Source organism: Burkholderia sp. Bp9004 (assembly GCF_003858025.1).
Classification (GTDB): Bacteria; Pseudomonadota; Gammaproteobacteria; order Burkholderiales; family Burkholderiaceae; genus Burkholderia; species Burkholderia diffusa.
Genome location: NZ_QTQD01000016.1, coordinates 123065 through 145166 on the forward strand (window position 1 = coordinate 123065; position 22102 = coordinate 145166).

Sequence of the window (22102 nt, forward strand, 5' to 3'; positions counted from 1 at the left end):
TAACCGGCAGCCATGGACCGACTGATCTACACGGCGATGACGGGCGCGTCGCAGTCGCTCGACCAGCAGGCGATCGTCGCGAACAACCTCGCGAACGCGTCGACGACGGGCTTTCGCGCGCAACTCGCGACGTATCGTGCGGTGCCGATGAATTTCGGCGACGGCAGCAACATCGACCCGACGACGACGCGCACCTACGTGCTCGCGTCGACGCCCGGCGCGGATTACGCACCGGGCCCGATCACGCGCACCGGCAACCCGCTCGATGTCGCGGTGCAGGGCGCCGGCTGGCTGTCGGTGCAGACCGCCGACGGCAGCGAGGCGTACACGCGTGCGGGCAACCTGCACGTCGACGAAAACGGCCAGCTCGTCAACGCGAGCAACCTGCCGGTGATCGGCAACGGCGGCCCGATCTCGGTGCCGCCGAACGCGGAAGTGACGATCGGCAAGGACGGCACGGTGTCCGCGCTGATGCCGGGCGACCCGCCGACGGCGGTCGCGATCGTCGACCAGATGAAGCTCGTGAACCCCGACCCTGCCACGCTCACGCGCGGCAACGACGGGCTGTTCCGCACCGCCGACGGCAATCCGGCCGACAGCGACCCGGGCGTGGTCGTCACGCCGAATTCGCTCGAAGGCAGCAACGTGAACCCGGTGACCGCGATGGTCGCGATGATCGACAACGCACGGGCGTTCCAGCTGCAGTCGAAGCTGATCCAGACGGCCGACCAGAACGAGCAGTCGGCGAACCAGCTGCTCAACTTCAGCTGAGCGGCACGGCCCTCGCTACCAGGAGAAGATTCAACATGAACCGATCGCTCTACATCGCCGCCACCGGCATGAATGCGCAGCAGGCGCAGATGGACGTGATCTCGAACAACCTCGCGAACACCAGCACGAACGGCTTCAAGGCGTCGCGCGCGGTGTTCGAGGATCTGCTGTACCAGACCATCCGTCAGCCGGGCGCGAACTCGACGCAGCAAACCGAACTGCCGTCGGGCCTGCAGCTCGGCACCGGCGTGCAGCAGGTCGCGACCGAGCGCCTGTACACGCAGGGCGGTCTCACGCAGACCGGCAACTCGAAGGACGTCGCGATCAACGGCGCGGGCTTCTTCCAGGTGCTGATGCCGGACGGCACGAACGCGTACACGCGCGACGGCTCGTTCCAGACCAACGCGCAAGGCCAGCTCGTCACGTCGAGCGGCTACCAGATCCTGCCGGCGATCACCGTGCCGCAGAACGCGCAGTCGCTGACGATCGGCAAGGACGGCGTCGTATCGGTCACGCAGCCGGGCTCGAGCAACGCGGTGCAGATCGGCTCGCTGCAGATCGCGACCTTCATCAACCCGGCCGGCCTCGAGGCGAAGGGCGAGAACCTGTTCGCCGAGACCACGTCGTCGGGTGCGCCGAACGTGTCGCAGCCGGGCCTGAACGGCGCCGGCGTGCTCAACCAGGGCTATGTCGAGGCGTCGAACGTGAACGTCGTGCAGGAGCTCGTCAACATGATTCAGACGCAGCGTGCATACGAGATCAACAGCAAGGCCGTGACGACGTCCGACCAGATGCTGCAGACCGTCACGCAGATGAAGAGCTAACCGGAAAGTCCCGTCGTCGCCATGAAGCAGGTTCGCCTCCTCCCGTCAGCCCCCGTCCGCGCCGCGTGCGCGGTCGCGGTGGCCGCGCTCGCCGGCTGCGCGCAGATTCCGCGCGACCCGATCATCCAGCAGCCGATGACGGCGCAGCCGCCGATGCCGATGGCGATGCAGGCGCCCGGCTCGATCTACAACCCGGGCTACGCGGGCCGGCCGCTGTTCGAGGATCAGCGGCCGCGCAACGTCGGCGACATCCTGACGATCATGATCGCGGAGAACATCAACGCGACCAAGTCGTCGGGCGCGAACACGAACCGGCAGGGCAATACCGACTTCAACGTGCCGACGGCCGGCTTCCTCGGCGGGCTGTTCGCGAAGGCGAACCTGTCGGCGGCCGGCAACAACAAGTTCGCGGCGACGGGCGGCGCGAGCGCGGCGAACACGTTCAACGGCACGATCACGGTGACCGTCACCAACGTGCTGCCCAACGGCAACCTCGTCGTCAGCGGCGAGAAGCAGATGCTGATCAACCAGGGCAACGAATTCGTGCGCTTCTCGGGCGTCGTCAACCCGAACACGATCTCGGGCGCGAACTCCGTCTACTCGACGCAGGTCGCCGACGCGAAGATCGAATACTCGTCGAAGGGCTACATCAACGAAGCCGAGACGATGGGCTGGCTGCAGCGCTTCTTCCTCAACATCGCACCGTGGTGATGACGATGCAGCAGCCTCTTTTCCATCGCCTGTCGTCCCGTGTGTCGCGCGTGCCTGCCGTCGCGCGGCTCGCCGCCGCGTTCGTGCTGGCGGCATGCGCGCTCGGCGCGGCCCCCGCGCACGCGGAGCGCCTGAAGGACCTCGCGCAGATCCAGGGCGTGCGCGACAACCCGCTGATCGGCTATGGCCTCGTCGTCGGCCTCGACGGCACGGGCGACCAGACGATGCAGACGCCGTTCACCACGCAGACGCTCGCGAACATGCTCGCGAACCTCGGCATCTCGATCAACAACGGCTCGGCGAACGGCGGCACGTCGTCGCTGAACAACATGCAGCTGAAGAACGTCGCGGCCGTGATGGTGACCGCGACACTGCCGCCGTTCGCGCGGCCGGGCGAGGCGCTCGACGTGACGGTCTCGTCGCTCGGCAACGCCAAGAGCCTGCGCGGCGGCACGCTGCTGCTCACGCCGCTGAAGGGCGCGGACGGCCAGGTGTACGCGCTCGCGCAGGGCAACATGGCGGTCGGCGGCGCGGGGGCGAGCGCGAACGGCAGCCGCGTGCAGGTGAACCAGCTCGCGGCCGGCCGGATCGTCGGCGGCGCGATCGTCGAGCGCTCGGTGCCGAACGCGATCGCGCAGATGAACGGCGTGCTGCAGCTGCAACTGAACGACATGGATTACGGCACCGCGCAGCGGATCGTGTCCGCGGTCAATTCGAGCTTCGGCCCGGGCACCGCGACGGCGCTCGACGGCCGCACGATCCAGCTCGCCGCGCCGGCGGATTCCGCGCAGCAGGTCGCGTTCATGGCGCGCCTGCAGAACCTCGACGTGAGCCCGGACAAGGCCGCCGCGAAGGTGATCCTGAACGCGCGCACCGGCTCGATCGTGATGAACCAGATGGTCACGCTGCAAAGCTGCGCGGTCGCGCACGGCAACCTGTCGGTGGTCGTCAACACGCAGCCCGTGGTGTCGCAGCCGGGGCCGTTCTCGAACGGGCAGACGGTGGTCGCGCAGCAATCGCAGATCCAGCTGAAGCAGGACAACGGCGCGCTGAAGATGGTGACGGCCGGCGCGAACCTCGCCGACGTCGTGAAGGCGCTGAACACGCTCGGCGCGACGCCGGCGGACCTGATGTCGATCCTGCAGGCGATGAAGGCGGCCGGCGCGTTGCGCGCCGATCTGGAGATCATCTAAATGGCAGCGAACCTCCCGAACGCGAATGACCTGACGCAGCGCTTCGCACTCGACGTGCAGGGCTTCGACGCGCTGCGCGCGCAGGCGAAGCAGTCGCCGCAGGCCGGCGCGAAAGCGGTCGCGGGCCAGTTCGACGCGATGTTCACGGAGATGATGCTCAAGAGCATGCGCGACGCGTCGCCCGACGGCGGGCTGCTCGATTCGCACACGTCGAAGATGTACACGTCGATGCTCGACCAGCAACTCGCGCAGCAGATGTCGAAGCGCGGGATCGGCGTGGCCGACGCGCTGATGAAGCAGCTGCTGCGCAACGCGGGGCAGGGCGCGGGCGGCGACACGGCGGCCGACGCCGGCGCGGCCGGGCTCGGCGCGGTCGGCCTGGGTGCGGCCGGCTCGGGCACGTCGGGCAACGAAGGCAGCCTGGCCGCGATGAACGCGATGGCGAGGGCCTACGCGAACGCGGCGAACAACGGCGGGCTCGCCGGCGCGCGCGGCTACACGGCCGGCAGCGCGCTGACGCCGCCGCTGAAGGGCGCGAGCGGCGCGCAGGACGCCGACGCGTTCGTCGACCGGCTCGCCGGCCCGGCCCAGGCGGCGAGCGCGACCACCGGCATCCCGGCGCGCTTCATCGTCGGCCAGGCCGCGCTCGAATCGGGCTGGGGCAAGCGCGAGATCCGCGCGAGCGACGGCTCGACGAGCTACAACGTGTTCGGCATCAAGGCGAACAAGGGCTGGACGGGCCGCACGGTGTCGGCGCTGACGACCGAATACGTGAACGGCACGCCGCGCCGCGTCGTCGCGAAGTTCCGCGCGTACGATTCGTACGAGCACGCGATGACCGATTATGCCAACCTGCTGAAGAACAACCCGCGCTACGCGGGCGTGCTGAGCGCGAGCCGCAGCGTCGAGGGCTTCGCGCACGGGATGCAGAAGGCCGGCTACGCGACCGACCCGAACTACGCGAAGAAGCTGATCTCGATCATGCAGCAGATCGGCTGACGGGGGCAGGGGCCGGAACGGCCCCGCCTGCCGCCCGTTTCTTGCAGTCTTACGGACCGCGTCCGGCACCCTGCCGCGCGCGGTTTCAACGTTTGCGCGAAAAAAACCGGCATTTCGATCTAAACTTTCGGTGAGCACTGCCGCTAAGTGTGTGAGACCTGCAACCGGGCCATGTTCTGGCCCGGTTTTACTGCGCACCGGTTGCCCGGGCGCCCATGAAAAGAAAACCGGCTAGCCATGAATATCGAAACGTCGACCGATCCGAGCCTGGATGCGGGCCATTCCGGGCCTGACTACGCCCGCCGCAATCCGCTGGAGATCGGCGTGCAGCTGCGCAACCTCGTGAACCGAGGCGACTTCCTGACCGTCCAGTACCCGGGCGGCCAGCTCGTCACGCGCCTGCTCGAGGTCGACGTCGGCGCGCGCACGTTCACGTTCGACTGGGGCGCGCTGTCCGAGCAGAACGCCGGCATCCTCGGCGCGTCGCATTGCACGTTCGCGGCGGCGCCCGAAGGCGTGCGCGTGGAATTCACCACGAGCACGCCGCGCGAGACGCGCTACGAGGGGCTGCCCGCGTTCGTCGCCGATTTCCCCGACGTGCTGATGTGCATCCAGCGCCGCGAGTATTTCCGTGTCGATGCGCCGATCGTCGATCCGTTCCTGTGTCGCGGCAAGCTGCCGGACGGCGAGAGCTTCGTGTTCGAGGTGCATAACCTGTCGCTCGGCGGCGTCGGCCTGCGCACGGCCGACGAGCGTGTCGAGGCGCTCGAGGTCGGCACGCTGCTGCCGGACGTCGAGCTCGAGCTGACCGGCCACGGCACGCTGTCGCTCGACCTGCGGCTCGTGTCGCAGCGTTCGACCCAGATGCCGAACGGTTCGCGACGCTTCCAGCTCGGTTTTCGCTTCATGTCGCTGCCGGGCAGCGCGGAGAACACGCTGCAGCGCCTGATCACGCAGCTCGAGATGAAGCGCCGCTCGCTCGCGCGGGCCTGACCTACGCCCCTCTCGCGGCCCCGCCCGGGGCCGCTTTCGCACCGGTGCCGGCAGCGTTCGCCGGGCCGTTCGACAGACGACGCGCACGTGCGCGTCGCATGCGCATTTTTCCCTCAATTTTTCCGATCCGCGGCCGTTATACCGGGAGTTACGCAACCCGGCGGCCGCAGCGCGGCCGGCTCATCAGGATCGCGCATGTCCAACACACTCATGAACCTCGGTGTCAGCGGCCTCAATGCCGCGCTCTGGGGCCTCACGACGACCGGTCAGAACATCAGCAACGCCGCGACGCCCGGCTATTCGGTCGAACGCCCGGTCTATGCCGAGGCGAGCGGCCAGTACACGTCGAGCGGCTACATGCCGCAGGGCGTGAACACCGTCACGGTGCAGCGGCAGTACAGCCAGTACCTGAGCGACCAGCTGAACAGCGCGCAGTCGCAGGGCGGCGCGCTGTCGACGTGGTATTCGCTCGTCGCGCAGCTGAACAACTACGTCGGCAGCCCGACGGCCGGGATCTCGACCGCGATCACCGGCTATTTCACCGGCTTGCAGAACGTGGCGAACAGCGCCGCCGATCCGTCGGTGCGGCAGACCGCGATCAGCAACGCGCAGATCCTCGCGAATCAGCTCAATGCGGCCGGCCAGCAGTACGACGCGCTGCGCCAGAGCGTGAATACGCAGCTCACCAGCACGGTGTCGCAGATCAACACGTACACCGCGCAGATCGCGAATCTGAACCAGCAAATCTCGGCGGCGAGCAGCCAGGGGCAGCCGCCGAACCAGCTGATGGACCAGCGCGACCTCGCGGTGTCGAACCTGTCGAGCCTCGCAGGCGTGCAGGTGGTGCGCAACGACAGCGGCTACAGCGTGTTCCTCGCGGGCGGCCAGCCGCTCGTTCTCGCCGACAAGAGCTATCAGCTCGCGACCGTCACGTCGCCGTCGGATCCGAGCGAGCTGACCGTCGTGTCGCAGGGGATCGCCGGCGCGAATCCGCCAGGCCCGAACCAGGCGCTGCCGGATGCGTCGCTGTCGGGCGGCACGCTCGGTGGCCTGCTCGCGTTCCGCAGCCAGACGCTCGACCCCGCGCAGGCGCAACTCGGCGCGGTCGCGGCCAGTTTCGCCGCGCAGGTCAACGGGCAGAACGCACTCGGCATCGATCTGTCGGGCAAGCCGGGCGGCAACCTGTTCACGGTGGCGGCCCCGGCCGTCTATTCGAACCAGGGCAATACCGGCAACGCGTCGCTTTCCGTCTCGTTCGCCAACGCGTCGCAGCCGACGACGAGCGACTACACGCTGTCGTACGACGGCACGAACTACACGCTGACCGACCGCGCGAGCGGCGCGATGGTCGACCAGAAGGCCGGGCCGATGCCGCTTTCGCTCGGCGGGCTGAACTTCTCGTTCTCGTCCGGCGCGATGAATGCCGGCGACCAGTTCACCGTGCTTCCGACGCGCGGCGCGCTGTCGGGCTTCGGCCTCGCGACGACGAGCGGCTCGGCGATCGCGGCCGCGTCGCCGGCCATCACGTCGCCGTCGAGCACCAACATCGGCACCGCCAAGATCGCGCTGAGCGGGGTGAGCGCCGGCTACCAGGTGCCGTCGACCAAGCTGACCTACGACGCGGCGACGAAGTCGCTGTCGGGCTTCCCTGTCGGAACCACGGTGACGATCCCGGGCACGCCGCCGACTTCGGTGACGATCAACACGCCGACCGACTCCGTGCCGTACGACCCGACGACCGGTGCGGCGATGACGATGTCCGGGACGGCCGCCGGGGCGATGAACGGCGTGACCGTCACGCTGTCGGGCACGCCGTCGGACGGCGACTCGTTCACCATCGGGCCGTACGCGGGCGGCACGAGCGATGGCAGCAACGCGCTCGCGCTGTCGAAGCTCGTCAACGCGAAGACGCTCGGCGGCGGCACGACGACGCTCACCGGCGCCTATGCGAACTACGTGAACAACATCGGCAACGCCGCGAGCCAGCTCAAGTCGTCGAGCACGGCACAGACGGCGCTGGTCGGCCAGATCACGTCCGCGCAGCAGTCGGTGTCGGGCGTGAACCAGAACGAGGAAGCCGCGAACCTGATGCAGTACCAGCAGCTCTACCAGGCGAACGCGAAAGTGATCCAGACGGCGTCGTCGCTGTTCCAGACCGTGCTGGGCCTGTTCAGCTGAGCGGATTCGAGAGGATAGAAACGATGCGGATTTCCACGACCCAGTTCTACCAGCTGAACGTTGGCCAGATGAACGATCAGCAGGCCCAGCTCGCGCAGCTCTACCAGCAGATCTCGAGCGGCGTGAGCCTGACGACGCCGGCCGACAACCCGGTGGGCGCGGCGCAGGCGGTGCAGTTGTCGATGACGTCGGCCACGCTGTCGCAGTACGCGGCGAACCAGAACGTGGCGCTCGCGTCGCTGCAGGCCGAGGACCAGACGCTGCAGAACGTCGGCACCGTGCTCGGCAGCGTCCAGTCGGTGATCGTGCGCGCCGGCGACGGTTCGCTCGCGGACAGCGACCGCGCGGCGCTCGCGACGCAGCTCGAGGGCTATCGCGACCAGTTGTTGTCGCTCGCGAACTCGACGGACGGCGCGGGCAACTACCTGTTCGCCGGCTACAAGAATGCGGCGGCGCCGTTCACGAAGAACGCGGCCGGTGGCATCAGCTATGTCGGCGATACGGGCACGCGCACGGTACAGATCGACGATTCGCGCAGCGTGCCGCAGGGCGACTCGGGCCTCTCGGTGTTCATGTCGGTGCAGGCGCTGGGCAGCTCGCCGGTCCAGGCGGCCGGCGTGGGCAACACGGGCACGGCCACCATCGGCAACGTCACGGTGACGGACCCGTCGGCCGCGACGAACGCGCATCAGTTCACGATCACCTTCGGCGGCACGGCGGCCGCGCCGACCTACACGGTGACCGACAATACGGCGTCGCCGCCGACGACCACGCCCGCGCAGGCCTACACGTCGGGCACCGCGATCGCGCTCGGCAGCGGGATGAAGGTGGCGGTGTCGGGCACGCCGGCGGTCAACGACACCTTTTCGGTCACGCCCGCGCCGCAGGCGAGCGGGGTCGACGTGTTCTCGACGCTCGATTCGATGATCACGGCGTTGAAGACGCCCGTCACCGGCAACCCGACGGCGAGCGCCGCGCTGTCGAACACGATGGGCACGGCCGCGACGAAGATCAACAACACGATGCGCAACGTCACGACGGTGCTGGCATCGGTCGGCGGCCGCGAGCAGGAAGTCAAGGCGATGCAGGCCGTCAACCAGACCGCGGCGCTGCAGACGAGCAGCAACCTGTCGGACCTGACCAGCACCAACATGGTGACGACCATCAGCCAGTACCTGCAGGTGCAGAACGCGCTGAGCGGCGCGCAGAAGGCGTACGCGCAGTTGCAGAACATGTCGCTGTTCCAGTACATCAATCCGTGACCCCCGTGGCGCCCGCCGCGATGTGAGCGCACGCTTGCATCGCGGCGAGCGCCGGCAGGCCTCCGTCGGCCTTCATCTGCCTTCATCGGCGCGATCGTGCCGTCCGGCACTCCGCCCGACGGCACGACCGCTGCACCGGCGGTTCGCGCTTGCCAGCCCCATTTCCGCTCCGTAAACTCGCGCCAGATTCCAGACCGGCGCACCGTCCGCAGCCGGCGTTCGACAGGAGCCCTTTTCCCCATGTCCGATTCCTACTTCCCGCGCTGGCGGGTGCAACCGACCGGCGCCGCCTCGCGCGTGGTCGGCCCCGACGAACGCCTCGCGTGGCCGCAGATGGTCGCGATGGGCGTGCAGCACGTCGTCGCGATGTTCGGCTCGACCGTGCTCGCGCCGCTGCTGATGGGCTTCGACCCGAACCTGTGCATCTTCATGTCGGGCATCGGCACGCTGCTGTTCTTCGTGCTGGTCGGCGGTCGCGTGCCGAGCTACCTCGGCTCGAGCTTCGCGTTCATCGGCCTCGTGATCGCGGTGACGGGCTACGGCGGCAGCGGGCCGAACCCGAACATCCCCGTCGCGCTCGGCGGGATCATCGCGTGCGGCGTCGTGTACGTCGCGCTCGGCGCGCTGGTGCAGGCGATCGGCACGCGCTGGATCGAGACGCTGATGCCGCCCGTCGTCACCGGCGCGGTGGTCGCGGTGATCGGGCTGAACCTGGCGCCGATCGCGGTCAAGGGCGTGTCGGCGTCGACCTTCGACTCGGTGATGGCGCTCGTCACGGTGCTGTGCGTCGGCGGCGTTGCCGTATTCGCGCGCGGGATGATGCAGCGCCTGCTGATCCTCGTCGGGCTGGTGATCGCCTACGTGATCTATGCGATCGCCACCAACGGGATGGGCCTCGGCAAGCCGGTCGATTTCTCGATCGTCGCGCATGCCGCGTGGTTCGGCGTGCCGAGCTTCCGTGCGCCGGTCTTCGATCCGCACGCGATGCTGATGCTCGCGCCGATCGCGGTGATCCTGGTCGCGGAGAACCTCGGCCACATCAAGGCGGTGAGCGCGATGACGGGCACCAACCTCGACCGCTACGTCGGTCGCGCGTTCATCGGCGACGGGCTTGCGACGATCGTGTCGGGCAGCGTCGGCGGCACGGGCGTGACCACCTACGCGGAGAACATCGGCGTCATGGCCGTCACGCGGATCTATTCGACGCTGGTGTTCGCGGTCGCCGCGCTGATCGCGATCGGGCTGGGCTTCTCGCCGAAGTTCGGCGCGGTGATCCAGACGATTCCGGGCCCGGTGCTCGGCGGCGTGTCGATCGTCGTGTTCGGGCTGATCGCGGTGACGGGCGCGCGGATCTGGGTCGTCAACAAGGTCGACTTCTCCGACAACCGCAACCTGATCGTCGCGGCCGTCACGCTGGTGCTCGGCGCCGGCGACTTCTCGCTGAAGTTCGGCGGCTTCGGGCTAGGCGGGATCGGCACGGCGACGTTCGGCGCAATCATCCTGTACGCGATCCTGCGCAAGGAAAAGGAACCGGGCCCGGTGGTCTGATCTGGCAGCGGGCGGTGCAATGCCGCCCGCCGGCACGTATTTACGGGCCGATATTCGACTGCGCCTGCAGCCACGCGCAGAACTGCGCGACGAGCGTATCGCCGGCCGGCGCGCCCGGCGCGATCCACCAGTAGCTGCGCGTCGCGATGCGCGGCCCGGGCAGCGGCATCACGAGGCGGCCGCTCGCGAGCTCGTCGTCGATCAGCGGCAGCGGGCCGAGCGCGACGCCCAGCCCGTCGACGGCCGCCTGCAGCGCCAGGTAGAAGTGATCGAACGACTGCCGCTTGCGCCCCTTCATCGTCACGCCGGCCGCCGCGAACCAGTCGCGCCAGCCTTCCGGCCGCGTATCCGAATGCAGCAGCACGTGCCGCGCGAGATCGTCCGCCCGGGCGATTGGCGCGCGCTTGAGCAGCGCGGGGCTGCAGACCGGAATCACGCTTTCGTCGAGGAAGTGGCCGCTCGTGCAGTTCGGCCAGTGGCCGGGGCCGCGGCGGATCGCGACGTCGAAACCGTCGAGCGCGTCGAGCGGCGCGTTCGACGTGGACAGCTTCAGCTCGACGTTCGGCACGTCGCGCTGGAACCGCGACAGGCGCGGCAGCAGCCATTTCATCGCGAAGGTCGGCAGCGCGTTGATGCGCAGCACGCGTGCCGCACCGGTGTTGCGCAGCTGCTCGGTGGCGAGCGCGATGCTGTCGAACGCGGCACGGACGGTATCCAGATAGCGGCGGCCTTCGTCGGTGAGCTTCACGCGCTTGCCATAGCGGTGGAACACCGGCTTGCCGAGCCACGCCTCGAACCCGGCGATTTGCCGACTGATGGCACCGTGAGTCACATGCAGCTCGTCGCCGGCGGCGCTGAAGCTTTCGTGTCGTGCCGCTGCTTCAAAGGCCCGAAGCGCGGAAAAGGAAGGGAGATCGCGTGCCATGCTTGTGATTCTAGGTCACAAAGGCGCGCCGATAAAATCGTTTTGCCGGGATGCGGAACGGCGGTAACCTCGAGGCACCGTTTGATGAGGACCCCAATGCAATCCGTTTCTCCGCCGCCCGCCGCGTCCCCGCGCCGGATCGGCCTCGCCGAGCTGTTCACCGGTTTCCTGTCGCTCGGCCTGATGTCGTTCGGCGGCGCACTGCCGTTCGCACGGCGTACGATCGTCGACGAGCGCAAATGGCTCACCGCCGACGAATTCACCGATCTGCTCGGGCTGTGCCAGTTCCTGCCGGGCGGCAACGTGATCAACCTGTCGGTCGCCGTCGGCATGCGCTTTCGCGGCGTCGCGGGCGCGTTTGCCGGCATTCTCGGGTTGATCGCGGGCCCAACGCTCGTGGTCGTCGCGCTCGGCGTGCTGTATGCGAAGACGCAGGGCGATCCGCGTGTGCAGCACCTGTTCGGCGGGCTCGCTGCCGCGGCCGCGGGCCTGCTCGTCGCGATGGCCGTGAAGGTCGCGAAACAGCTGCGGCACGCGCCGCGCACCGCGGCCGGCATCGCGGCGCTCGCGTTCGTCGCGATCGCGGTGCTGCGCATGCCGCTCCTGACCACGATGCTGGTGCTGACGCCCGCGAGCATCTGGCTCGCGTCGCGCCGCCGCGATACGCCGGCACCGCAGCACGCGGCCGCGCGCGACGGAGGCCAGTCATGAACGACACGCTGGTCGCGATCGCGACGATCTTCAGCCAGCTTTCGCTGCTCGCATTTGGCGGCGGCAACACGATCCTGCCGGAGATGCAGCGGCAGGTCGTCGACGTGCACCACTGGATGAGCGCGCACGAGTTCACCGCGCTGTTCGCGCTCGCGCAGGCCGCGCCGGGGCCGAACATGATGATCGTGTCGCTGGTCGGCTGGCACGTGGCCGGCTGGGCCGGGCTGCTGGTCGCGTCGATCGCGAAGTTCGGGCCGTCGTCGCTCGTCACGGTGCTGGCGCTGCACGCATGGGAGCGCTTTCGCGACCGGCCGTGGCGCCGCTACGTGCAGCAGGGGCTGATGCCGGTCACGGTCGGGCTCGTCGCGGCCAGCGCGGTGCTGATCTCCGAGGCGTCGAACCGCACGGCGATCCAGTGGGGCATCACGGCCGCCTGCGCGGTGGTCGCGTGGCGCACGCGCCTCCATCCGCTGTGGCTGCTCGCGGGCGGCGCGTTGATCGGGCTCACGGGCATCGGGCAGTGAGCCAAGGACAAGCCATCTCCCGTGCAGCATACTGGCGCGAATATTCACGGGAGGATCGATGGATCTGGACGGCGCCAGCCGCAATCTCACTGTCGCCGCGTTGCTGACGCTGTCCGGCGGCTACCTCGACGCGTACACGTACGTCGGCCACGGCCACGTGTTCGCGAACACGATGACCGGCAACGTCGCGCTGCTCGGCATCAACCTGTCGGCCGGCGAATGGGCCGCCGCGCTGCATCACGTGCCGCCGCTCGTCGGCTTCGTGATCGCAGTGTTCGTCGCGCACCTGCTCGGTCTCGCCGCGCAGCGCGGCTGGATGCGGCACACCGCGTTCGCGAGCCTGATCGTCGAGATCGCGTTTCTCGGCGTCGCCGCGAGCGGCCTCGTCGGCGCGTCGAGCGCGTGGCTGATTCCGGGCATCTCGTTCGTCGCGACGCTGCAGACGCTGTCGTTCACCCATCTCGAGGAACTGTCGTACACGTCGGTGATGACGACCGGCAACCTGCGGCGTGCCGCGCAGAAGCTGTTCGTCGGGTTGATCCCGCGCTACGACGCGGGTGCGCTGCACGACTCGGCGCTGCTCGCGACGATCAGCTTCTGCTTCCTGGCCGGCGCGGTGGTCGGCGGCCTCGCGACGCGGCTCGCGCCGGACGTCGCGCTGTGGGGCGCCGTGCTGCTGCTTGCGGGCGCGTTCGCGGAGATCGTGCGGCGCGCGTGGCGTCGCGCGGGGAACGGCGGCGACGATGGTCGCGACGGCGACGGGGTGGCGCAAACGGCCTGACGGCGCGCGAGGCAAGCCCGGTACGGGAAACGTTGTTCCCGGGCGACAGTCGCGCGATTACCGCGCGTTTCAATTTCTTTCAGAGATTGCAGTCGTCATATGATTCAGCCCATATCGCGCGCGCCATGAACGTGCGCGATCGCCACCCGGCTGCGCACGCGGCCGGCAATGAACGGAGACACCTACAAATAGGAAAGCTCATGAAGCAGACCACCCGACTCGCAGTCATCGCAGGGGGCGCCGCGCTCGCATTCGCCAGCCAGTACGCGGCCGCACAAAGCTCGGTCACGCTCTGGGGCGTCGCCGACGTCAGCGTCCGCTACCTGACCAACGCAAACGCCAAGAACGACGGCCTGCTGTCGATGACCAACGGCGCGATCACCAACAGCCGCTTCGGCATCTACGGCACGGAAGACCTCGGCAGCGGCCTGAAGGCCGTGTTCAAGCTCGAAAGCGGCGTGAACCTGCAGAACGGCGCATTCTCCGACAGCGGCCGCCTGTTCAACCGTGCGGCATACGTCGGCCTGGATAGCCCGTACGGCACGGTGACGCTCGGCCGCCAGAAGACGCCGCTCTTCGACCTGCTGTCGGACACCTACGATCCGCTGACGGTCGGCAACTACCTCGAAAATGCCTGGCTGCCGGTCGCACTCGGCGGCGGCCTGTATGCGGACAACCAGATCAAGTACTCGGGCACTTTCGCGGGCCTGACCGCGAAGGCGATGTATTCGACGGGCACGAACTACGAATCGACCGGCGCGGGCGGCTTCTCGGGCCAGATCCCGGGCTCGCTCGGCAAGGGCAATGCGTGGGGCGTCTCGCTGTCGTACGTGATGGGCCCGCTCAGCATCGCGGCCGGCGCGCAGCAGAACAGCGACAACTCCGCACGCAAGCAGACGATCTACCACGCGAACGTCGTGTACGCGTTCAGCAAGGCGAAGGTCTATGCCGGCTACCTGCGCTCGAAGGACGACACCGGTTTCGTCGACAGCCTGCTCGCGCAGCAGTCGATTCCGGTCGCGAAGGGCACGGGCCGGATCGACGACGGTCCGTTCGCGGGCGTGAGCTGGCAGGTCAGCACACCGCTGACGCTGACGGGCGCGTTCTACTACGACCACATGCGCAACGCGATGACCACGAACGGCACGCTCGCGAGCGGCAACCGCTACGCGATCGTCGGCATCGCCGAATACGCGCTCAGCAAGCGCACGGAAGTCTACGGCACCATCGACTTCAACAAGACGAACGGCGCGGCGAACGTCGAACTGCCGGGTCGCAGCAACCAGACCGGCATCGCGATCGGCCTGCGCAATATCTTCTGACGATAGTCGGCATGCATGCGCCGGCCCAGGCTCGGCGCGCATCGAAGAGGCTCCTGCGGGAGCCTTTTTTTTCGTCACGCGACCTTCATGCGCGTGGCCGACCATTCAGCGACCGCTCCATCGGGAACTGCCAGCCCGTAAGGATTCCGTCGGCATTCCAGAACATACTTTGACAGTGCGCGCGAGGCGATTCCGCTACGCTGCGTGCAGGGTCCGCCGCGTGCCGCAACGCACGCGCGGGCGTCGTTCCGGCGTACGTTTCGCGTGCGGCCGGCCTCGTGCGTAACTTGTGTATCCGGTGATGACAAACACGGTCTGCCGGTTTTTTTCGTGGGACGATGCGCTCACGATTTTCTTGAAAGGGGATGACGATGGGTATCCTGAACACCGTGGGTGAAATCGCTGGCGCAGTGGCAGCCGTCGAGGCGGCCGAGAAGGTCGATCCGGATGCGGGCCTGCTGACCAAGGCGGCGGCGGCCGTCGCCGGCTTCAAGGGCGCCGAGGCGATCGAAGGCATGCTCGAGAAGAAGGAAGAGCAGCCCCAGCAGGCAGACGATACGCAGGCGACGGACGGCAGCGACACGTCGCAGGCCTGAGCATGGCGGCCGGTCCCGCCGCGGGTGCGCCCCTCGCGCGCCCGGACGGACCGGTGCCGCGCGGCCGGCAGGCCGGGCATGCGGTCGATCGGTGACGCATGGCAAACCCGGCAGCTGGTTTGACCGGCGAGAGGCAACGTCTCTCGCCGTTTTTTATGGCGCGCGCGTCCTGCGGCGCCACGGTCCACACGAATTCCCGAATCTTGTTATCGTGCCGTCATCCGAATCGAGATGAGGGCTTGCGATGGATTTCGACTACGACCTGTTCGTCATCGGGGCCGGCTCCGGCGGCGTGAGGCTCGCCCGGATGTCGGCGTCATACGGCGCGCGCGTCGGCATAGCGGAAGAAGAGCAGATCGGCGGGACCTGCGTGCTGCGCGGCTGCATTCCGAAGAAGCTGCTCGTCTACGCATCGCACTATCCGCACGAGCTCGAGGACGCGAAGGGCTTCGGCTGGACCTTCGGCGCCGGCACGCTCGACTGGCCCGCGCTGATCGCCGCGAAGGATCGCGAGATCAACCGGCTCAGCGACATCTACATCAACCTGCTGCGGCAATCCGGCGTCGCGATGCACGCAGGGCGCGCGACGCTCGTCGATGCGCATACCGTCGCGATCGGCGAACGCACGATCCGTGCGCGCCACATCGCGATCGCGACCGGTTCGCGCCCGTCGCTGCCGTCGCGGCCCGGCATCGAGCATGCGATCACGTCGCGCGAGGCGCTGTCGCTCGCGACGCTGCCCGCACGCATCGCGGTGGTCGGCGGCGGCTATATCGCGGTCGAGTTCGCGGGCATCTTCAACGGCGTCGGCAGCCATGTCGATCTCTTCTATCGCGGCGAGAAGATCCTGCGCGGCTTCGACGACGACGTGCGTCAATTCCTGACCGACGAGATGACCAGGCAGGGCGTCGCGATCCATGCGCGCGCGGTGGTCGAATCGATCGCGCGCGCGGACGACGGCACGCTCTCCGTGCGTGTCGGCGACGCGCAGCACGGGCCGTACGACGCGGTGCTCTACGCGACCGGCCGCGTGCCGAACGTCGACGGGCTGGGGCTCGAACGGGCGGGCGTCGTGCTCGACGCGCGTGGTGCGATCGCCGTCGATGCGTATTCGGCGACGTCGGTGCCCTCGATCCATGCGATCGGCGATGTCACGTCGCGGCCGCAGCTCACCCCGGTGGCGACGCGCGACGGCGGACTGCTCGCGCGGACATTGTTCGGCGGCGCGCGTGTCGCGGCCGATCACGATTATGTGCCGTCGGCCGTGTTCAGCCAGCCCGAGGTCGCGACGGTCGGCCTGACCGAGGCCGATGCGCGTCGCCTGCACGGGGAGGTCGACATCTACCGCGCGTCGTTCAAGGCGCTGCGCCACACGCTGTCGGGCCGCGACGAGCGCACGCTGATGAAGCTCGTGGTCGCGCGCGACAGCCAGCGCGTGATCGGCGCGCACATGGTCGGCCGCGACGCGGGCGAGATCATCCAGGGCATCGCGATCGCGATCCGCGCGGGCGCGACGAAGGCGCAGTTCGACGACACGATCGGCATTCACCCGACCGCAGCGGAGGAATTCGTGACGATGCGCCAGAAAGTGGCCGACTGACCGCAACCGGTGCGCCGGCTCGCCGGCCGGCGCGCGTGTTCCGCGCGCCCGGCTGGCGTGTGACGCACCACGGATCCGCGATGATTCGTAAAGAACGTCAATTCTTCCAAAGAATCCCCGTCTCGATAATCAGGCTTGGTATCATCGGCCAAAATCATATTCGGGGCCGATCATGCGCGATCAACAGCGCAGTAAACAAAATCAAGGGGTAGCCGGCGCAAGCGGGGTGGTCGATCCATGCGCCGCGCGTTCGCGTCTTGCCGCAGCACGTCCGTTGCGCGCACTTTCCCTTCGCATGCCGCCATCTCCGTCGCCGTCCGGGCGATGAAGTCGCGCGCGCCAATGCGTGCCCCAACCGTTTCAATCACCGCATCGACCGCCGGCTCGTCAACGCGCCGGCGCGCCCGTTCCGGGCAATCTTTTCACGCAAGGAGACCAGCAGTGAACATTCAGACACGACGCACCGTTCTCGTGGCGGCGGCGCTCGTCGCGGCGCTGTCCGGCTGCGCGACCGAATCGTCGCGCACGCTCGACGTGCCGGCAGTGAGCAGCGCGCAGAAGCCGTATGCGGGCAAGCCCGTCGCGATCGCGGTCGGCAAGTTCGACAATCGCTCGAGCTACATGCGCGGCATCTTCTCGGACGGCATCGACCGCCTCGGCGGACAGGCGAAGACGATCCTCGTCACGCGCCTGCAGCAGAGCCGCCGCTTCAACGTGCTCGATCGCGAGAACCTCGACGAGATCAAGCAGGAAGCCGGCTTCATGAAGAAGGCACAGGCCGTGAAGGGCGCGAACTACGTCGTGACCGGCGACGTGACCGAGTTCGGCCGCAAGGACGTCGGCGATCACCAGCTGTTCGGCATTCTCGGCCGCGGCAAGACGCAGGTCGCGTATGCGAAGGTCAACCTGAACATCGTCGACACGACGACGTCGGAAGTCGTCGCGTCGAGCCAGGGTGCGGGCGAGTTCAGCCTGTCGAACCGGGAAGTGATCGGCTTCGGCGGCACGGCCGGTTACGACTCGACGCTCAACGGCAAGGTGCTGGACCTCGCGATCCAGGAAGCCGTGAATCATCTCGTCGACCAGGTCGACGCCGGCACGCTGAAGGTACCGCAGTAAGCGTCGCAGCCCATGTAGCAGCGCGGCGCCGGGGCCGGCGCCGCGCTGGACCGATTGACAACGACATCAAAAGAGAACAGACCATGAAACGGGGTAACTGGCTGCCGGCAACGGCCGCCGCCTTGCTGCTCGCCGGCTGCGCGAGCTCCACGCCGCCGCTTTATCAGTGGACCGGCTATCAGCCGCAGGTGTACGAGTACTTCAAGGGGCAGAAGTCGCCGCAGGAGCAAATCGACGCGCTCGAAAAGGCGCTGCAGGAGATTCGCGCGAAGGGCAACATGCCGCCGCCGGGCTTCCATGCGCATCTGGGGATGCTGTACGCGAGCGTCGGCAACGAGCAGCAGGCCGAACAGGAACTGCAGGCCGAGAAGCAGTCGTTCCCGGAATCGTCGACCTTCATGGATTTCCTGATGAAGAAAAAGACCGGCGCGTCGAAGACCGCGGATCAGAAGCCAGCCGCCCAGGCGATCGCCGGCCAGAAGGATATCGCCCCGACCACCGCCAAACCGTAACGCGCCCGCCATGTTCAAGACACTCTCATTCAAGCTGATGTCCGTGCTGTCGATCGTCGCGCTGTTGAGCGCGTGCGCGCAGCCGGTGAAACGACCCGACTACACGGCGTTCAAGAAGAGCCAGCCGCGCTCGATCCTCGTCCTGCCGCCCCTCAACGAGACGTCCGACGTGGCGGCAACCTACGGGATGCTGTCGCAGATGACGCTTCCGCTCGCCGAATCCGGCTACTACGTGGTGCCGGTTGCCGTGATGGACGAGACGTTCAAGCAGAACGGCCTGACCAACGCGGCCGAGATCCAGCAGACGTCGCCCGCGAAGCTGCGCGAGATTTTCGGTGCGGATGCCGCGCTGTATTCGAAGGTGTCGCAGTACGGCACCGTCTACCGGATCCTTGCGAGCGCAACGGTCGTGTCGGCCTCGGCGAAGCTCGTCGACCTGCGCACCGGCGACGTGCTGTGGCAGGGCCGGGCGAGCGCGAGCAGCGACGAGGGCGGCAACAACGGCGGCGGCGGCCTGATCGGCATGCTGGTGACGGCAGCGGTCAAGCAGATCGCGAACACGCTGATCGACCAGAGCCATGACGTCGCCGCGTTCACCAGCACGCGGCTGCTGTCGGCCGGTCCGCCGAACGGGCTGCTGTACGGTCCGCATTCGCCGAAGTACGGGACGGACTGATCGGTGCATGTCGTGCGCGGTGCGTGGGCACGGTATGTGCCCGATGCACCGATGCCATGCGAATCGATTGCACGGCCGCGCTGGTTGCGCGGCCGTTTTTCATTTTGCATCGGTGTGTGGCGTGAGACGCGCGGTGTGCGACGCGCTTACGGCTCGCATCGCTCCGACGCGGTCCGCTCAATGCATGCCGAACGCATCGAGCAGCCGGTACCAGCTCATGGCGAGCACCAGCGCCGGCGTGCGCAGCGTCGCGCCGCCGGGGAAGTCGCGATGCCGGATCTTGCCGAACAGGTCGAAGCGGCTCGCCTGGCCGTCGATCGCCTCGGCGATCAGCTTGCCGGCAAGCGCCGTCGTGTTCACGCCGTGCCCCGAGAAGCCCTGCGCGAAGTACATCGTCGGCGCGACGCGCCCGAAGTGCGGCGCGCGGTTCATCGTGATGTCGACGAAGCCGCCCCATGCGTAGTCGACCTTGACGTCCGCGAGCTGCGGGAACGTCTTCAGCATGTCCGCGCGCATTGCCGCCGCGAGATCGCGCGGTTCCCGCGTCGAATAGCTGACCTTGCCGCCCCACACGAGCCGCGTGTCGGGCGCCGGCCGGAAATAGTCGAGCACGAAGCGGCTGTCGCAGATCGCCGCGCGCGCGGGCATCAGAGCGGCGGCGCGCGCTTCGCCGAGCGGCTCGGTGGCGATCACGTAGGTGCCGACCGGCATGATCTTTTTCGACAGCGCGGGCGCGAGCGTACCCACGTACGTATTGCACGCGAGCACGACGAAGCGCGCGCGCACCTGCCCCTGGGCGGTTTCGACGACGTGGCCGCCCGACATGTCGCGCACGCGCGTCACGCAGCTGTCCTCGTGGATCCGCACGCCGGCGTCGGTGGCCGCACGCGCGAGCCCGAGCGTGTAGTTCAGCGGATGCAGGTGGCCGCTGTCGGGGTCGTACAGACCGCCGCGATAGCGCGCCGACTGCACGTAGTCGCCGAGCTCGTCTGCCTCCACGAAATGGAAGCGGTCGTAGCCGAAGCGCTTCGCTGCCTCGTCGCGCCAGCGCTTCAGCGCATCCGCGTCGCGCTCGGTGTTCGCGGCGGTCAGGTAGCCCGGTACGAGCGCGCAGTCGATGTCGTGCCGCGCGATGCGGGACTTCACGAGTGACAGCGTTTCGAGCCCCATGTCCCAGATCCGCCTCACGTCGCCTTCCGGCATGAAGTTGCCGAACGTGTCGATGTCGCATGCAAAGCCGCCGATCAGCTGGCCGCCGTTGCGCCCGCTCGCCGCCCATCCGACCCGCGACGCTTCGAGCACGGTCACCGAATGGCCGCGCTCGGCGAGGTTGAGCGCGGCGGACAAACCGGTGAGGCCCGCGCCGATCACGCACACGTCGGCGTCGGTCGTGCCGGCGAGCGGCGCATGGCGGGTCGTATCGTTGGCGGTCGCCGCGTAGTACGACGCGACGTGCGGCTGGTTGGCGAATGTCTGCATGATGAGGAAAGCGAATGAAGGGGGCTCAGAACAGCTCGCGCAAGCGGTGGTACAGCATCCCGAGTTCGAGCGCGGGTTGCCGCCACGCGTCGCCGCCGGGAAAGCGCCGGTGGCGCAGCTGCGCGAACAGGTCGAACGCGCGCGTGTCGCCCGCGATCGCGCCGGCGATCGCGCGTCCGGCGACTCCGGTCAGCGCGACGCCGTGCCCGCTGAAGCCCTGGACGTAGAAGAAGTTCGGATCGAGCGCGCCGAAGTCCGGCGCGCGGTTGCGCGTGACGTCGACGAAGCCGCCCCACGCGTGGTCGACGCGCACGTCGGCGAGCTGCGGGAACACGCCGACCATGCGCTGCCGGATCGTTTCCGCGAGCGTGTCGGGCGACGCGCCCGCGGAGTTCGCGCGGCCGCCGAACAGCATTCGATGGTCGGCCGACAGCCGGAAGTAGTCGAGGAAGAAGTTGTTGTCGCACACGGCTTCGCGCTGCGCGATCAGCGCGTCGGCGCGCGTGCGGCCGAGTGGTTCGGTCGCGATGATGTACGACGCGATCGGCGCGATGCGCGCGGCGGTGGCGGCCGGCAGGATGCCGCCGGGGCCTGCGTTGCAGCACGACACGACGAAGCGGCAGCGCACTTCGCCCGACGGTGTGCGCACGACCGGCCGCGCGCCGCGAACGACGTCGAGCGCGGGCGTGTGCGCATGGAGCGCGACGCCTTCGCGGCGCGCGGCATCGGCGAGGCCCAGGCAATATTTGAGCGGATGCAGGTGACCCGACAGCGGATCGTAGACGCCCGCCAGATAACGGGACGACGCGATGCGCGCGCGAATCGCGCCGGTGTCGAGCCACGACAGCGACGGATGGCCCCAGCGCGACGTCGCGGCATCCATCCATGCGCGCAGGTCGTCGATGCGGCGCGGCTTCGTCGCGACCGTGAGGTAGCCGCGCGTGAAGTCGCAGTCGATGCCGTGGCGCGCGATGCGCTCGGCGATCAGCGCGACGCCGTCGAGCGACAGCGACCACGCGGCACGCGCGCCGGCGGCGCCGAGCTGCCGCTCGATCACCTCGTCTTTCGCGAAGCCCGTGATTGCCTGGCCGCCGTTGCGGCCCGACGCGCCCCAGCCGGGCCGGTGCGCATCGATCACGGCGACCGACAGCCCGCGCGCGCGGCAGTCGAGCGCCGTCGACAGGCCCGCGAAGCCCGCGCCGATCACGCACACATCGACGTCGATCGCGTCTTCCAGCACGGGATCGTCGGCCGCGGGTCGCGCGGCGGTCGCTTCGTAGTACGAGTCGCGCGCGAGCGCGTCGGCGCGGCGGGTGAAAGACTGCGTCATCAGACCGACTCCCTCGAGGACGGCCGGCGCCGGTGCGCGACGCACCGC

21 protein-coding genes are annotated in these 22102 nt (G+C 68.3%); 18 read left to right on the top strand and 3 right to left on the bottom strand.

Annotated features, from left to right (window positions below; translation table 11 throughout):
• The first annotated feature begins 12 nt into the window (after positions 1-12).
• The 9 genes from flgF to DIE08_RS18995 all read left to right on the top strand — a co-directional run bounded on the left by flgF (position 13) and on the right by DIE08_RS18995 (position 10479).
• Complete coding sequence (gene flgF, locus DIE08_RS18955; RefSeq protein ID WP_124626940.1) at positions 13-771, top strand: flagellar basal-body rod protein FlgF; 759 nt, start codon at positions 13-15, stop codon at positions 769-771.
• Between the two features lie 35 nt (positions 772-806).
• A complete protein-coding gene (gene flgG / locus DIE08_RS18960; protein ID WP_014895799.1) occupies positions 807-1595 on the top strand; it encodes a flagellar basal-body rod protein FlgG in 789 nt (262 codons plus the stop codon).
• A gap of 21 nt (positions 1596-1616) precedes the next feature.
• Positions 1617-2306 (top strand): flagellar basal body L-ring protein FlgH, encoded by a 690-nt coding sequence (flgH, locus tag DIE08_RS18965; RefSeq protein WP_124626938.1) that lies wholly within the window; start codon positions 1617-1619, stop codon positions 2304-2306.
• Between the two features lie 5 nt (positions 2307-2311).
• Positions 2312-3499 carry a flagellar basal body P-ring protein FlgI gene (locus DIE08_RS18970; RefSeq protein WP_059607544.1) on the top strand — a complete coding sequence of 396 codons (1188 nt, stop codon included), beginning with the start codon at positions 2312-2314 and terminating at the stop codon, positions 3497-3499.
• Positions 3500-4498: a flagellar assembly peptidoglycan hydrolase FlgJ gene (flgJ, locus tag DIE08_RS18975; RefSeq protein WP_124626934.1), complete on the top strand. Its 999-nt coding sequence runs from the start codon at positions 3500-3502 to the stop codon at positions 4496-4498. It begins immediately after the preceding gene.
• A 237-nt stretch (positions 4499-4735) separates the two neighbouring features.
• Entirely contained in the window at positions 4736-5491 is a 756-nt protein-coding gene (locus DIE08_RS18980; RefSeq protein ID WP_124626932.1) for a flagellar brake protein, read from the top strand.
• 195 nt (positions 5492-5686) lie between these two features.
• Entirely contained in the window at positions 5687-7669 is a 1983-nt protein-coding gene (flgK, locus tag DIE08_RS18985) for a flagellar hook-associated protein FlgK (protein ID WP_124902971.1), read from the top strand.
• A gap of 23 nt (positions 7670-7692) precedes the next feature.
• Entirely contained in the window at positions 7693-8931 is a 1239-nt protein-coding gene (gene flgL / locus DIE08_RS18990) for a flagellar hook-associated protein FlgL (RefSeq protein ID WP_124626928.1), read from the top strand.
• A gap of 240 nt (positions 8932-9171) precedes the next feature.
• On the top strand, positions 9172-10479 hold the full coding sequence (locus DIE08_RS18995) for a solute carrier family 23 protein (protein ID WP_124902973.1): 1308 nt from the start codon (positions 9172-9174) through the stop codon (positions 10477-10479).
• A gap of 40 nt (positions 10480-10519) precedes the next feature.
• On the opposite strand, the gene DIE08_RS19000 is transcribed toward DIE08_RS18995, so the two are convergent.
• The gene (locus tag DIE08_RS19000) at positions 10520-11404 is read right to left on the bottom strand and encodes a transcriptional regulator GcvA (protein ID WP_124902975.1); all 885 of its coding nucleotides are present in this window, start codon (positions 11402-11404) and stop codon (positions 10520-10522) included.
• Positions 11405-11500: 96 nt separating this feature from the next.
• Between DIE08_RS19000 and DIE08_RS19005 the strand changes: the two genes are divergently transcribed.
• From DIE08_RS19005 to DIE08_RS19045, 9 genes are all read left to right on the top strand, one after another.
• Positions 11501-12115 carry a chromate transporter gene (locus DIE08_RS19005; protein ID WP_059679052.1) on the top strand — a complete coding sequence of 205 codons (615 nt, stop codon included), beginning with the start codon at positions 11501-11503 and terminating at the stop codon, positions 12113-12115.
• Positions 12112-12639, top strand: a complete 528-nt coding sequence (locus DIE08_RS19010; RefSeq protein ID WP_124902977.1) for a chromate transporter — start codon at positions 12112-12114, stop codon at positions 12637-12639. Before DIE08_RS19005 ends, DIE08_RS19010 begins: the two co-directional genes overlap by 4 nt.
• 58 nt (positions 12640-12697) lie before the next feature.
• On the top strand, positions 12698-13420 hold the full coding sequence (locus DIE08_RS19015) for a YoaK family protein (RefSeq protein WP_059679054.1): 723 nt from the start codon (positions 12698-12700) through the stop codon (positions 13418-13420).
• A 200-nt stretch (positions 13421-13620) separates the two neighbouring features.
• Positions 13621-14742, top strand: coding sequence for a porin (locus tag DIE08_RS19020; protein ID WP_124902979.1), 1122 nt, complete (start codon positions 13621-13623; stop codon positions 14740-14742).
• 371 nt (positions 14743-15113) lie between these two features.
• A complete protein-coding gene (locus tag DIE08_RS19025) occupies positions 15114-15338 on the top strand; it encodes a hypothetical protein (RefSeq protein WP_014895816.1) in 225 nt (74 codons plus the stop codon).
• Positions 15339-15582: 244 nt separating this feature from the next.
• Entirely contained in the window at positions 15583-16938 is a 1356-nt protein-coding gene (gene gor, locus DIE08_RS19030; protein WP_059607341.1) for a glutathione-disulfide reductase, read from the top strand.
• A 447-nt stretch (positions 16939-17385) separates the two neighbouring features.
• Positions 17386-18057, top strand: coding sequence for a CsgG/HfaB family protein (locus DIE08_RS19035; RefSeq protein WP_182670311.1), 672 nt, complete (start codon positions 17386-17388; stop codon positions 18055-18057).
• Between the two features lie 83 nt (positions 18058-18140).
• Complete coding sequence (locus DIE08_RS19040) at positions 18141-18569, top strand: DUF4810 domain-containing protein (RefSeq protein ID WP_059607338.1); 429 nt, start codon at positions 18141-18143, stop codon at positions 18567-18569.
• Between the two features lie 10 nt (positions 18570-18579).
• A complete protein-coding gene (locus tag DIE08_RS19045) occupies positions 18580-19245 on the top strand; it encodes a DUF799 domain-containing protein (RefSeq protein ID WP_059607336.1) in 666 nt (221 codons plus the stop codon).
• A gap of 177 nt (positions 19246-19422) precedes the next feature.
• Here DIE08_RS19045 and DIE08_RS19050 read toward each other — a convergent pair whose 3' ends face one another.
• Both DIE08_RS19050 and DIE08_RS19055 read right to left on the bottom strand, forming a co-directional pair.
• Positions 19423-20724 (bottom strand): FAD-binding oxidoreductase, encoded by a 1302-nt coding sequence (locus DIE08_RS19050; protein WP_124902981.1) that lies wholly within the window; start codon positions 20722-20724, stop codon positions 19423-19425.
• Positions 20725-20749: 25 nt separating this feature from the next.
• Positions 20750-22054: an FAD-binding oxidoreductase gene (locus tag DIE08_RS19055; RefSeq protein ID WP_124902983.1), complete on the bottom strand. Its 1305-nt coding sequence runs from the start codon at positions 22052-22054 to the stop codon at positions 20750-20752.
• Between the last annotated feature and the right edge of the window lie 48 nt (positions 22055-22102).